Genomic DNA, 13,572 nt, shown 5'->3' with positions numbered 1-13,572 from the left:
AAGAAAATGGGGGGAATCTGATATGCAGCTCGAAGAACTGATTAATCAGCACTATAACAAATTAAATGACAACGATTTTCATATTTTAAAATATATATTGAATCACAAGCACACGTGCTATCACCTTGGAATCGACGCAATGGCCAAAGCCTGCAGCGTATCGCGTTCATCGATTTTGCGGCTTGCCCAAAAGCTCGGTTTCAGCGGCTACAGTGAATTTCGCGTCTTTTTAAAGTGGGAAGATCAGCCGGAAGAAGGCGAGAATATGAGTTTTCAAAAGCTGCTTGATGATATGGAAGCAAACCTGAAGTTCTTAAGGACAAAGGATATGACGGAGATGTGCCAGCTGATTGATGAAGCTGACCGCATTTTCGTGTACGGATCAGGAAATGCGCAAAAGATCTGCGCTCGTGATCTGCAAAGAATGTTTATTCCGCGCCATCGGTATCTCATTTTGATTGAAGACAGAAATGAATTTAATCTGATGCGGGACGATTTTAAAGTAAACGATCTGTTTATTATCATTTCTCTTTCCGGAGAAACACCGGAGCTGATTCCTCAGGCAAGAATGCTTTCTGCAAAGGGTATTCCCTTTATTTCCATTACGAATTTAAAAAACAATGTCCTTGCCCAGCTGACTCCGCACAATCTTTATGCGACAAGCAAACCTGTGACATTGAGCGATAAAACGGAAATTGTCGCTTTTGCACCTTTTTTTCTCGTTGGCGAAGCATTGTTCCGCGCATATGTTGATTACAAAGAGGCAGAAAAAAATGACATTGAGTAACAGGGGGGTTCTGGTATGATGCAAAAAATTCAGCGCTTTGGAAGCGCGATGTTTGTGCCTGTTCTATTATTCGCGTTCGCCGGCATCATCGTCGGGGTTAGTACGCTATTTAAAAATCAAACCCTCATGGGCCCGCTCGCCGATCCAGACGGGTTGTGGTATCAGTGCTGGTATATCATTGAGCAGGGCGGCTGGACAGTATTTAATCAAATGCCGCTCTTATTCGCCATCGGAATCCCGGTTGCTTTGGCGAAGAAAGCTCAGGCTCGCGCTTGTTTGGAAGCGCTTACGGTGTACTTGACGTTCAATTACTTTGTGAGCTCGATCTTGACAGTATGGGGAGGCGCATTTGGCGTCGACATGAACCAAGAGGTCGGCGGAACGAGTGGGTTAACGATGATAGCGGGCATCAAAACGCTTGATACCAACATTATCGGGGCCATCTTTATTTCTTCGATTGTCGTCTATTTGCATAATCGTTTTTTCGATAAAAAACTGCCCGATTTTCTCGGCATCTTTCAAGGCTCAACGTATATTGTGATGATTTCCTTCTTCATTATGATCCCGATTGCCTTGGCCGTGTCTTATATTTGGCCGATGGTTCAGACGGGAATCGGCTCGCTTCAAAGCTTCCTGGTTGCTTCGGGGGCGGTGGGCGTTTGGATTTATACGTTTTTGGAACGGATTTTGATTCCGACCGGGCTTCATCACTTTATTTACACGCCGTTTATTTACGGGCCTGCTGTAGCGGAAGGCGGGATCGTCACGTATTGGGCACAGCATCTCGGTGAATATTCGCAAAGTGCCAAATCGCTGAAGGAGCTCTTCCCGCAAGGCGGCTTCGCGCTCCACGGCAACTCGAAAATCTTCGGCATTCCGGGGATCGCCCTGGCGTTTTACGCCACAGCCAGCAAGGAAAAGAAAAAACTCGTCGCAGGACTGCTGATTCCTGTCACGCTGACGGCGATTGTCGCCGGTATTACAGAGCCGATTGAGTTCACTTTCTTATTCATTTCTCCTTTCTTATTTGCGGTTCACGCCGTGCTTGCGGCATCAATGTCGACCGTCATGTATTTGGCTGGTGTCGTCGGAAACATGGGAGGCGGGCTGATCGAAGCGGCCACCTTGAACTGGATTCCGCTCTTTGGCAGCCACGGTATGACGTATGTATATCAAATTTTGATCGGGCTCTCTTTTACAGCTATTTATTTTTTCGTCTTCCGATTTTTAATCCTCAAATTCAATATCGCCACACCAGGACGGGAAAAGGATGACCAGCAGGAAACAAAGCTGTATTCGAAAAAGGAATACAGAGAAAGAAAAAACAAGAAGGACGAAACGGCCGCCGCTGCTGAAACGGCAGATGACACCGCTTTTCTGTATGTTGAAGCGCTGGGCGGAAAAGACAACATCACAGAAGTCACAAACTGCGCCACCCGCCTCAGAGTCAGCGTCAAGGATGAGACAAAGGTTGAATCCGACAGCGTATTTCGCGCGCTTGGCGCACACGGGGTCGTCAGGAATGGGAAAGCGTTTCAGGTGATTATCGGATTGAGCGTTCCGCAGATGCGGGAGCGTGTGGAAAAAATATTGAATCAATAAAGCCAGCCCTCCTTTTCGGGAGGGTTTTCGTTTGCCGTCAAAAAGACCATCATAGTAAAGTAAAGAAAGAGACAATCGAGTAAAAAGGGGTTTGGAGGCTTTTACATGCAAAAGGCTTTATCGTTTTTAAAACCACATTCATTCCTGGTGGGAATTGCCCTGGTTCTCATGCTGACGGAGCTTGCGGTTGAACTGGTGCAGCCTCTATTGATCGCAAAAATCATCGACGATGGGATATTGAAGCAAGATCTCCGGCATGTGTGGACATGGGGCGCGGTCATGATTGGACTGACCGTGTTATCATTTGCGGCGGGAATGCTGAATTCCTTTTATGCCGCCCATGTCAGCCAAAGCTTTTCCTATGATACGAGAAAAGGGCTTTTTCAAAAAATCCAGTCCTTCTCCTATTCGACATTTGGACAGTTTTCGTCCTCTTCTTATATCACAAGGCTGACAAACGATGTCACACAGGTTCAGAATATGATTTTTATGAGTTTGCGGTTTATGCTGCGGGCTCCGTTAATGATTGCGGGCGGCATTGTGCTGTCGCTGGCCGTTAATGTGAAGCTCGGCTTTTTTCTGCTTGTGACCATTCCGATCTTGATCTTGTTTTTGCTATGGGTATTAAAGAAAGGCGGGGCGCTGTTCCGCTCAGTGCAGAAACGGCTGGATCAGGTGAACACCGTCATGCAGGAAAACTTAACCGCAATTAAGCTGATCAAAGCGCTGCTTCGCGGCAGCCACGAGGTCAAAAGATTTATCAAAGCCAACACAAGGCTGATGGAAAAAACAGTTTCAGCTTTTCAGCTTGTGGAATTCACGATGCCTGTGCTGATGCTGCTGATGAACCTCTGCATTCTTTTGATTTTGTGGGCAGGGGCCCACAGTATCACGAACGAAAGCACTCAGGTTGGTGATGTTGTAGCGATTATTAACTACGCAACACGAATGACGGGCGCGCTTTCGATGTTTCCGTTTTTGATTATGATTTTCACCAGGGCTAAAGCTTCTGGGGATAGAATCGGCGAGGTGCTTGAAACGGAAGGCGATGAAGGAGAGGAAGAGATCATATCTGATCGTTTGTCGGGACGGATTGCGTTTCAGCATGTATCCTTCCGTTATCCTGACATGGACAGAGAAGCACTGCGAGATGTCTCATTTTCCGTAAATCCAAGGGAAACGATCGCGCTTCTCGGTGCGACGGGAGCGGGCAAATCCACGCTCTTTCAGCTCATTCCGCGGCTTTATCAGCCGGATTCAGGCAGCATTTACATAGATGAAAAGCCGATTCGTGATGTTCCGGCCGAGGGGCTTCGCAAGCAAATTGGATATGTACCGCAGGAAGTGCTCCTGTTTTCCGGCACAATCAAAGAAAATATCGCTTGGGGCAAAGAAAATGCTTCACTTGATGAAATAATGGAAGCGGCCAAACATGCGCAGATTCATGAAACGATTATGAAGCTCCCGAATGGATATGACACTGTATTGGGACAAAGAGGCGTCAACCTGTCCGGCGGCCAGAAGCAGCGGATTTCCATTGCGCGGGCGCTGATCCGAAAGCCGGCCATCCTTCTTTTAGATGACAGCACCAGTGCACTCGACCTGCAAACGGAGGCGAAGCTGCTTGAGGCGATCAGCACCTATGAGTGCACAACTTTGATCATTACGCAAAAAATGACCACGGCGATGAAAGCTGATAAGATTTTGCTGCTTGAGGATGGCGAACTGATTGAAAAAGGCACGCACAGTGAGCTGCTTTCTGAATCTCAGTTATACAAGCGCATTTACGAGTCGCAATTCGGAAGGGAGGGGAGTGAGTCATGCTAAAAGATATCCGCAAGCCTTTCCAATATCCCAAACTGCCAATCGACAAAAAAGAAAGCGCGAAAAAGCGGACGAAAGCAAAGGATGCAAAAGGCACACTGAAGCGAATCTGGTTTTACTTGGCTGAACGAAAAGGACTGCTCATCCTTGTCATGCTGATGGTTGTCATCAGCGCGATATTCGGGCTCCTCGGCCCCTTTGTGATCGGAAAGGCCATCGACCATTTTATCGTCGGGCGAACGGTCAGCGGACTGATTCCCGTTTTGCTTCTTTTGCTCGTCATTTATGTGATTCAGTCTCTGTCGCTCTGGTTTCAAAACTATTGGATGATTACGATTTCGCAAGGCACTGTTTTCAGAATGAGAAGCGAGTTGTTTACCCATCTGCATGAGCTGCCGATTCCGTTTTTTGATAAACAACGGCACGGCGAGCTGATGAGCCGGGTGACAAATGACATCGAAAATGTCAGCTCGACCTTAAACACGTCAGTCATTCAAATATTGTCAAGCGTCATCACCTTTGTCGGGACGGTTGCGGTCATGCTGTACTTGAGCCCGCTCCTTACAGTGATTACCCTGACCATCATTCCGGTGATGGCTGTGAGCCTAAAATGGATCACCAACCGGACGGGAAAGCTGTTTAAAGAACAGCAGAAAAACCTTGGTGAGCTGAATGGATATATTGAGGAATCCGTTTCCGGCGCAAAGGTCATCAAAGCCTATTCGCGTGAAAAGCAAATCACAGCCGAATTTCTCGAAAAAAACGCCGCGCTCAAGACGTCGGGCTTCTGGGCACAGACGATTTCCGGGTTTATCCCGAAAGTCATGAACTCTTTGAATAACCTAAGCTTTACGATGATTGCGGCAATCGGCGGTCTGTTCGCGCTGAAAGGCTGGATCTCGATCGGCTCCATCGTCGTTTTTGCCGAGTATTCAAGGCAATTCACACGCCCTTTAAACGATCTGGCCAACCAGTTTAATACAATGCTGTCCGCCATTGCCGGTGCTGAACGGGTGTTTGACGTGCTTGATGAAAAAGAAGAGCGCGACGATGAAAAGAACGCCGTTCATCAGCCGATCCAAACAGGCAGTATTGAATTCCGGGATGTGTCCTTCGGTTACGATGAAGGGCAGAAGACACTGAATCATTTACAGTTTACCGTGCCTGCCGGACAGTCCATCGCGTTTGTCGGCCCGACGGGAGCGGGGAAAACAACCGTCACGAACCTGCTCGCCCGTTTTTACGAACCTAATGAGGGAAGGATTTTAATCGACGGTACAGATATTAAAACCCTTACTAGAGCAAGCCTGAGGAAAAACATGGGGTTTGTGCTTCAGGATTCGTTCTTGTTTCAGGGAACGATCAAAGAAAATATTCGCTACGGCAGGCTCGATGCTTCTGATCAGGAAGTCGAAGCTGCTGCAAAAACAGCGAACGCCCACAGTTTTATTGAAAGGCTGCCAAAAGGATACGAAACCGTGTTGACGCAAAACGGATCAGGCATCAGCCAAGGACAGAAACAATTGATTTCTATAGCGAGGGCGGTGCTTGCCGACCCGGTTCTTCTCATATTGGATGAAGCGACAAGCAACATTGATACCGTAACAGAAGTCAACATTCAAGAAGCGCTCGCCCGTTTAATGGAGGGGAGAACAAGCGTCATCATTACCCACAGGCTGAATACCATTCAAAGAGCGGATCAGATTGTGGTGCTAAAAGACGGCGAAATGATTGAAAAAGGCAGCCATAGCGAGCTGATTCGGCAAAGAGGATTTTACAGTGACTTATATGAAAGCCAATTTGAGAAATAGACCTTTGTCCTGCACAAAGGTCTTTTTTGTTACAGTTTTATAGTTCTTTTAATTCATTTTTGTAAAATGTAACGAAATTACTTGACGTAAATAAGTTATGTATATATACTAACTTACATTAAGTAACTGATAACATTTATCAAGGAGGATAAAATGAATAAATCATTTGAAATTGGCACATTACTTTTAAGAGTTATGACAGGTATTATCTTTTTTGTTCACGGTTTATCAAAGTTTCAGGGAATGGAGGGCACCATCCAATTTTTCAGCAGCATAGGCCTTCCAAGCTTTATGGCGTATGTCATCGCAGCAATTGAACTCGTTGGTGGCGTGCTCGTCTTCTTCGGATTGGCTACACGTATTGTCGGTGTTCTGTTTGCTCTCACGCTGATCGGAGCCATCATCACAGTCAAGCTGAAAGCGCCTTTCATGGGCAATGCAGAATTTGATTACCTTCTGCTTTTGACATCCATCCACCTGGCGCTTTCAGGAAGCCGTTTCTTGGCACTGGATCCATTTGTGTTTAAAGGAAAAAAGAGCGAAAACGTAGCGGCATAAGAAAAGAGGCATTCAGCATGACCAGCATTCATGATGATACAAATATTGGCTATGTCAAACTCACAATCCGCAGTCTGGAGCGTTCTCTTCAGTTCTACTGTAACGTCATCGGCTTTCAAGTCTTACAAAAGACGGATCGGCAAGCTGAATTAACGGCTGATGGAAAACGCGTACTGCTTATTCTTGAAGAAAATCCGAGCGCCGTCGTCTTGCCTGAACGGTCTGTGACGGGCCTATATCACTTTGCGATTCTTCTTCCGAACAGAAAGGAACTTGGTATCGCGCTTGCCCGGCTGATTGATTATGGCATTGCGATCGGACATGGAGATCATGCAGTCAGCGAAGCACTCTACCTGTCTGATCCTGATGGGAACGGCATTGAAATGTACGCTGACCGCCCCCGCAGCAAGTGGCAGCGTGATCGTGAAGGAAACTACGTCATGACGACAGCCGCTGTTGACATCGAAGGTCTATTGGAAGAAGCCGGAGATGAGCGGAAAACAGCGCTTCCGGACGATACCATCATCGGACACATTCATTTGCATGTCAGTGATTTGAACGAAGCAAAAGCGTTTTATACAGATGTGCTGGGCTTTGATATTGTCGGAAACTATGCTGGCATGTCCGCCCTCTTTGTTTCAGCCGGAGGCTACCACCATCATATCGGCTTAAACATTTGGGCGGGAAGAAACGCGCCGCCTAAACCGACAAATGCCAGTGGATTAGACGATTACACTGTTGTCCTGCCTCATCAAGAGGAACTGGATCGAGTGGCAGACCGAGTCAAACATGCCGGATATTCGATCGAAGAAACGGAAAACAGCTTCCGTGTGAAAGATCCTGTTTCCGGCGTCCATATTATGTTTGTTAGTTAACTGTAATCTCCTTGCCGAAAAAATGGCAGGGGGATTTTTTGATTTCCAGAAACTCCTGTCAAAAATGATCTGAGGCAGGTATGATAAGAAGGGAATTGGGTAACGGGAGTGATGAGCGTGAAGGCTCTGTTTTTTACGAGAATGTTCACCTTGATGGTGAGCTGTTTGATGTATCTGTCCATTGTGAAAGAGAATAACTGGTTTGAATATGCATTTATAGCAATAGGTGCTGCTGTGTATGCAGCCAATCATTTTTTACAGAAGCCAGAGACAAATGCCGTTTGGTTTTGTTTAATTGATATCGCGGTCGGCTTTTCGTTCGGATTTATCTTTCCCGGCACGGGTTTATTCATTATCATGCTCTGCCCGGTTGCAGTCGCCTTTTTTTTGTGCGGGTTTCATAAAAGAATCGCTTGGTCTGTCTTATGTCTATGCTCTATTTTGTTTTTGATCGTCCTCATCCGTACATATTTGATGTTCGGCAATGAATCTGTCATCGATCATTTGTCGAGCATGACATTCGTCGTCTTCTGCGGAGTCGTCGGAAAATTAATCCGCAAACTGTTGGATGCGCAGGAAACGGCAAAACAGCAGTATCAGGAATTGACGGAATCCCATCTGGCGCTGTCTGCTGCGCACCAGGAGCTGCATTTATATGCGAAGCAGGTTGAAGAGCTGACTGCCATTTACGAGCGGAACAGAATGGCAAGGGAAATCCATGATACAGTGGGGCATAAAATGACGGCGCTGCTCGTCCAGCTGCAGCTTCTGCGTGAATGGCAAAAAAGAGACGGCCAAAAAGCTGAGGAGACAGTCAGTGTATGTGAAACACTTGCCCGTGAAGCGCTTGATGATGTTCGCTTATCAGTGCGGACCCTGCAAACGGAAAACGATCCTTCGATAATCGAAACGCTGAAACAGCTGACAGAGGACTTTTACAAAAATGCGGGCGTAACAACCGAGTTTGCGGTCAGCGGTGATCCTGCGATGATCCCGCTGTCTCTTCATCCGACTCTGGTCAGGACGGTGCAGGAAGCATTGACCAATGCCAAACGGCACGGCGGCGCTACAGCCTGTTCGATCCAGCTTGCCTGCACAACGGACAATATCAGTCTTGTCATTAAGGATGACGGAAAAGGAAATCCCGAGGCGGCACTCGGCTTTGGCCTTTTGAATATGAAAAAACGGACAGCGGAGCATGGCGGAATGATCCGCTTTGAGAGCGAACGAGATCAAGGGTTTACTGTAATCGCCGAATTTTCACTGGCTAATAAAAAATGGAGCTTCGGGCCCGCGCAGCAAAAGGAGAATTTATCATGATTAAGATCATCATTACCGACGATCAGGATATCGTCAGAGAAGGGCTGGCATCACTGCTTCAGCTCAGAGAAGAGCTTGATGTGATCGCAACAGCGCGAAACGGGCAGGAAGCTTTCGAAAAAGCGAAAGCACTTGAGCCGGATATTGTATTAATGGACATCCGTATGCCGGTGTCCAACGGAGTTGAAGGGACAAAACTGATTACAAGCTCGCTGCCCGGCGTAAAGGTTTTGATGCTGACAACCTTCAAGGATTCAGAGCTGATTGCGGAAGCGCTAGAAGAAGGAGCGAGCGGGTACCTGCTGAAGGACATGTCAGCCGATACGATTGTAAAAGCGGTGATGACCGTTCAATCTGGCGGAATGGTGCTTCCCCCGGAACTGACTGCCCAGATGCTGAATGAATGGAAGCGCGAAAAACAGCTGAAAGGAATAAACGAGACAGATAAACCTAAGGAGCTGCTCGACCTGACCGAGCGCGAATTGGAAGTTCTGGCTGAGCTGGGGTACGGGCTGAATAACAAAGAAATTGCCGAAAAGCTGTACATTACAGAAGGCACAGTGAAAAATCACGTGTCGAACATTATCAGCAAACTGTCTGTCAGAGACAGAACCCAAGCCGCCATCTATTCGGTCAGACATGGTGTATCTGACTTTTGACATATGACATTCAGCATATGCGTTTCTCTGAAAAGGCCTGTTAAAGGCCTTTTTTTTCATGCCTTACATTCTATCTGCCGCCACATGCCGCACGCCTTTCTTTTTTCTACAATGGCAATGGGATTACAAAAGGAGTGAAACGACGTGCTGCAAGCAGAAAACATCAAAAAGGCATATGGAAAGAAAACAATCGTGAGAGGTATCTCTTTTTCCCTGCAAAAGGGGGAGTCGTTCGGGCTGCTCGGGCCGAACGGTGCGGGGAAGTCCACAACCATCTCGATGATTTCCGGCCTCGTGCCGCATGATAGCGGGAATATCACAGTGGGCGGCTATATAATTGGCAAAGAAACCACCAAAGCGAAACAAAAAATCGGCGTTGTGCCGCAGGAAATTGCTTTATATCCGACGCTGACGGCTCATGAGAATCTTATGTTTTGGGGGAAAATGTACGGACTAACGCACGGCGAGGCTAAAAAAAAGTCGGCAGAGGTCCTTGAATATGTCGGCCTGACTGAGCGGGCCAAAGATAAAATTGAAACATTCTCAGGCGGAATGAAGCGGAGAATCAACATCGGTGCCGCTTTAATGCACAAGCCTGAGCTGCTGATCATGGATGAACCGACTGTCGGTATCGATCCTCAATCGAGAAATCATATTTTAGAAACGGTGAAACAGCTTAATGAAACGGGCATGACGGTGATCTATACGAGTCATTACATGGAAGAGGTCGAGTATTTATGCGATCGGATCGGCATTATTGATCAGGGAGAAATGATTGCGATCGGCACAAAAAGCGATTTATGCAGCCGCCTTGGAGGCGATACCATTATTCAGCTCACTGTCAGCGGGCTCGATGAAGCATTTCTTTTTGCGATCCGTTCTCTGGCCCATGTGAATGATGTGACCGTACATGAGTCAGGACTCAAAATTGACATTTCTGCGGCCCGCCATGAGAAAGTCGTCACCGGTCTGCTTGCGGAGGCCGCTGCCCATCATATCAACCTGCTGTCTCTTCAAGTGCAGGAACCAAATCTGGAGCGCCTGTTTCTGAATCTGACCGGCCGCACATTGCGGGATTAAGGGGGGGCGGCAATGAAAAAAAGCATATGGATCGCATGGAAGGATCTCAAAATCAGAATCACGGACAGAAAAGGGTTTATGATGCTGATCTTAATGCCGCTGATCCTGACCTGTATTTTAGGGGCGGCGCTCGGATCGGTTGTTGACGGAGGCAATCAGATTGAAGACATCAAAGTCGGCTATGTCCAATCAGGACAGTCAGATGCAGCGAACATGTTTAAAACAGATGTGCTCAAAAAAATGAAGTCGATAAAGGTCAAACAAGCCGGCAGCGAAGACGAGATGAAGAAACTGCTTGAAGAAAAGAAAATTGATGTCGGCATGGTCATCCCGAACGATTGGGAAGCCGGCAAAACTTCGGCTTTTGTTTATGCTGATCCTGATCAAACATTAAAAAGCTCCATCATCGAAACAGCCGCCGCATCTTTCATAGACCAATATAAAGCGGTAAAAGAAGCCGCGTCAGCCTCAATGGACTACGTCAGTGAAACAGCAGCTGTCAAACAAGGAATACTTGAACCTTCACAGCTTGCCGAAAAGCTGGTAAAGACGCTTGAAAAAGAAACGGGTGACAAGATTACTATTAAGGAACAATCAGTCGGCAGCAAGGCTGTTACCAGTTTTCAATACTATTCGGCGGCCATGCTTTGTATGTTTATGCTGTTTCATATGACAGTCGGGGCGAAATCATTTTTACAAGAAAAGGATACGGAAACGCTTGCCAGAATGATGATGACGCCTGCACAAACATACGCCATTCTCTTCGGAAAATGGCTCGGAACCTATCTGTTTGCCATCATACAATTTTTCATATTTCTGATTGTTACGATCAATGTATTTGGTGTGTACTGGGGCGGCAATCTGCTGTTTGTGAGTGTACTGGGGCTTTCTTATGCTGCGGCTGTATCCGGCATTTCAATGCTGCTTGCGTCCTGCATCAGCGACATGAAATCGGCCGATGCGATAGGCGGCTTCGGCATTCAATTGCTTGCGGTTCTTGGCGGGTCCATGCTGCCGCTGTACCAATTTCCGGACTTCTTGCAGTCTGTATCCAAAGCGGTGCCGAATCGATGGGCGCTTGACGGCTTTCTTTCTTTAATGGAAGGGGGAGGCTGGGCTGACCTTCAAAAGCCTGTGCTTCTTTTTGCGGCGATCGGCCTTTGTTCACTCGCGCTTGGCATCAGACGGCTTCATAAAAGATAAGGAGGTAACCAAGTGAAAAAAATCTTAGCCATTTGCGGCATTGAGCTTTCTCTCATTCTTAAGAAGCGGCAGAACTATTTGATGATGTTCGCTGCCCCGCTTTTGCTGACCTTTGTATTTGGAGGGATGCTCGGCGGCAGTGATGACAAGCTGCGCCTTGCGATCGTTGATCAGGACGACACGATTCTTTCGCAGCATTATATTCGGCAGCTGAAGGCACACGATGATATGTATATATTCGATAACATGTCTGAAAGCAAAGCGTCAGAAAAGCTGAAACAAAATAAGATTGCCGGGATCATCACCATTTCCCGCTCGTTCCAGGCACAGCTGGAAAAAGGAAAACATCCTGAGCTGATCTTCCGCCACAGCCCAGAACTGTCGGAAGCGCCGATGGCCAAACAATATGCGGAAAGCACATTGGCAAAACTCAATATTCAGGTTACCGCGGCGAAAACGTCAGCTCAGGCAGCGGGGGAGAACTGGAAGGCGGCGTATAAGACAGTTATCGCCAAAGATCATGAAGATGCGGCACCAGCCGTAAAACGAAAGACGCTCAGCGATAAAAAAGAGGGTGCGGGCGGAAGTGACACAGCCTCCAGAGCAGCCGGCTTTTCCATTCTGTTTGTCATGCTGACCATGATGGGGGCAGCGGGAACCATCTTAGAAGCAAGAAAAAACGGCGTCTGGTCCAGATTGCTTACAGCCTCTGTCAGCCGAGCTGAAATCGGTGCGGGGTATGTGCTGTCCTTCTTCGTCATTGGCTGGATTCAATTTGGCATCTTGCTGCTCGCAACCCATTGGCTGTTTGGCATCAACTGGGGCAATCCGGCTGCGGTTATTGTGTTAGTATCGCTTTTTCTGCTGACCGTTGTCGGCATCGGGTTGGCCATTGCGGCCAATGTCAGAACGCCGGAACAGCAGCTTGCGTTCGGCAACTTGTTCGTCATCGCAACGTGTATGGTAAGCGGAATGTATTGGCCGATAGACATTGAACCGAAATTGATGCAGTCCGTTGCTGAATTTCTTCCGCAAAAGTGGGCGATGAGCGGATTGACTGAGATTATCGCTAACGGTGCACACGTCACAGATATTCTCGGGATCTGCGGCATCTTGCTTGCTTTTGCGGCAATTACTTTCGCAGCGGGGCTGAAAGCGCTCCGATCCTAAAAAACATCTGCCTTCGGGGCAGATGTTTTTTAGGATCATTTTGCTTTTTCTGTAAGCTTCAGTCTCTGTTCCAAATGTTGTTTCACGGACGGCCAGTCACTGTCGATAATGCTGTAAAACACCGAATTACGGAATGTTCCGTCTTTTCTGATCATTTGGTTTCGCAATATGCCTTCTTTGACTGCTCCCAGCCGTTCAATCGCCTTTTGCGATCTGACATTCCGCTCATCTGTTTTAAACTGCACCCGAATCGTGTTGAGCTGTTCAAAGCAGTACTGTAACAGCAAATATTTGCCTTCAGTGTTGACCGAGGTGCCCCACACTGAAGGGTGCAGCCATGTCCAGCCGATCTCAAGGCTCCTTGTAGCGGATGACATATGCAGAAATCGCGTAGTGCCGACGATTTTACCAGTCTCACAATGAATCATCACGAATGGAAATTCCGCTCCGGATTCTTTCGTTTTCAGCGCCTCCTCAACAAAAGCCTCCATATCATGCAGCGTTGTAATCGTTTTCGGTAAATGGGCCCAGATGGTTTCATCATTTGCAGCTTCATATAAACCTTGAATATGGCTTTTGTCCATCGGCACCACCCGGATCAGTTCTCCTGTTAATTCACGCAATGTCACATTCATCGTTCGTCCCCCCGCATAAAGTATGGGAGCAGCCTGAAGGCTGCTCCC

At 47.4% G+C, this 13,572-nt stretch carries 12 protein-coding genes; 11 read left to right on the top strand and 1 reads right to left on the bottom strand.

From position 1 onward, the window contains the following. Positions 1-22 precede the first annotated feature (22 nt). From glvR to ACY3LV_RS14670, 11 genes are all read left to right on the top strand, one after another. Positions 23-787 carry a MurR/RpiR family transcriptional regulator GlvR gene (glvR, locus tag ACY3LV_RS14720; RefSeq protein WP_464864053.1) on the top strand — a complete coding sequence of 255 codons (765 nt, stop codon included), beginning with the start codon at positions 23-25 and terminating at the stop codon, positions 785-787. Positions 788-802: 15 nt separating this feature from the next. Next, positions 803-2,389 carry a PTS maltose transporter subunit IIBC gene (gene malP, locus ACY3LV_RS14715; RefSeq protein WP_464864052.1) on the top strand — a complete coding sequence of 529 codons (1,587 nt, stop codon included), beginning with the start codon at positions 803-805 and terminating at the stop codon, positions 2,387-2,389. Between the two features lie 105 nt (positions 2,390-2,494). After that, positions 2,495-4,216, top strand: coding sequence for an ABC transporter ATP-binding protein (locus ACY3LV_RS14710; RefSeq protein WP_333562123.1), 1,722 nt, complete (start codon positions 2,495-2,497; stop codon positions 4,214-4,216). Beyond that, positions 4,210-6,024 (top strand): ABC transporter ATP-binding protein, encoded by a 1,815-nt coding sequence (locus tag ACY3LV_RS14705; RefSeq protein ID WP_464864051.1) that lies wholly within the window; start codon positions 4,210-4,212, stop codon positions 6,022-6,024. Before ACY3LV_RS14710 ends, ACY3LV_RS14705 begins: the two co-directional genes overlap by 7 nt. Positions 6,025-6,177: 153 nt before the next feature. Next, positions 6,178-6,582 carry a DoxX family oxidoreductase CatD gene (gene catD / locus ACY3LV_RS14700; RefSeq protein ID WP_464864050.1) on the top strand — a complete coding sequence of 135 codons (405 nt, stop codon included), beginning with the start codon at positions 6,178-6,180 and terminating at the stop codon, positions 6,580-6,582. Positions 6,583-6,599: 17 nt separating this feature from the next. Beyond that, complete coding sequence (gene catE, locus ACY3LV_RS14695) at positions 6,600-7,457, top strand: catechol 2,3-dioxygenase (RefSeq protein ID WP_464864049.1); 858 nt, start codon at positions 6,600-6,602, stop codon at positions 7,455-7,457. A gap of 117 nt (positions 7,458-7,574) precedes the next feature. After that, entirely contained in the window at positions 7,575-8,777 is a 1,203-nt protein-coding gene (locus ACY3LV_RS14690; protein ID WP_464864048.1) for a sensor histidine kinase, read from the top strand. Continuing rightward, entirely contained in the window at positions 8,774-9,436 is a 663-nt protein-coding gene (gene lnrK / locus ACY3LV_RS14685) for a two-component system response regulator LnrK (RefSeq protein WP_464864047.1), read from the top strand. The genes ACY3LV_RS14690 and lnrK overlap by 4 nt, the downstream gene beginning before the upstream one ends. Positions 9,437-9,580: 144 nt before the next feature. After that, positions 9,581-10,516, top strand: a complete 936-nt coding sequence (lnrL, locus tag ACY3LV_RS14680) for a linearmycin resistance ATP-binding protein LnrL (RefSeq protein ID WP_464864046.1) — start codon at positions 9,581-9,583, stop codon at positions 10,514-10,516. 12 nt (positions 10,517-10,528) lie between these two features. Continuing rightward, a complete protein-coding gene (locus ACY3LV_RS14675; protein ID WP_464864044.1) occupies positions 10,529-11,719 on the top strand; it encodes an ABC transporter permease in 1,191 nt (396 codons plus the stop codon). A gap of 12 nt (positions 11,720-11,731) precedes the next feature. Continuing rightward, entirely contained in the window at positions 11,732-12,889 is a 1,158-nt protein-coding gene (locus ACY3LV_RS14670; protein WP_464864042.1) for an ABC transporter permease, read from the top strand. 35 nt (positions 12,890-12,924) lie between these two features. On the opposite strand, the gene ACY3LV_RS14665 is transcribed toward ACY3LV_RS14670, so the two are convergent. After that, the gene (locus ACY3LV_RS14665; RefSeq protein ID WP_148963647.1) at positions 12,925-13,524 is read right to left on the bottom strand and encodes a GNAT family N-acetyltransferase; all 600 of its coding nucleotides are present in this window, start codon (positions 13,522-13,524) and stop codon (positions 12,925-12,927) included. Between the last annotated feature and the right edge of the window lie 48 nt (positions 13,525-13,572).

This window comes from Bacillus sp. 11C, assembly GCF_055486375.1.
The sequence above is the reverse complement of the archived record's forward strand: the minus strand, read 5'-3'. Positions and strand labels throughout refer to the sequence as shown.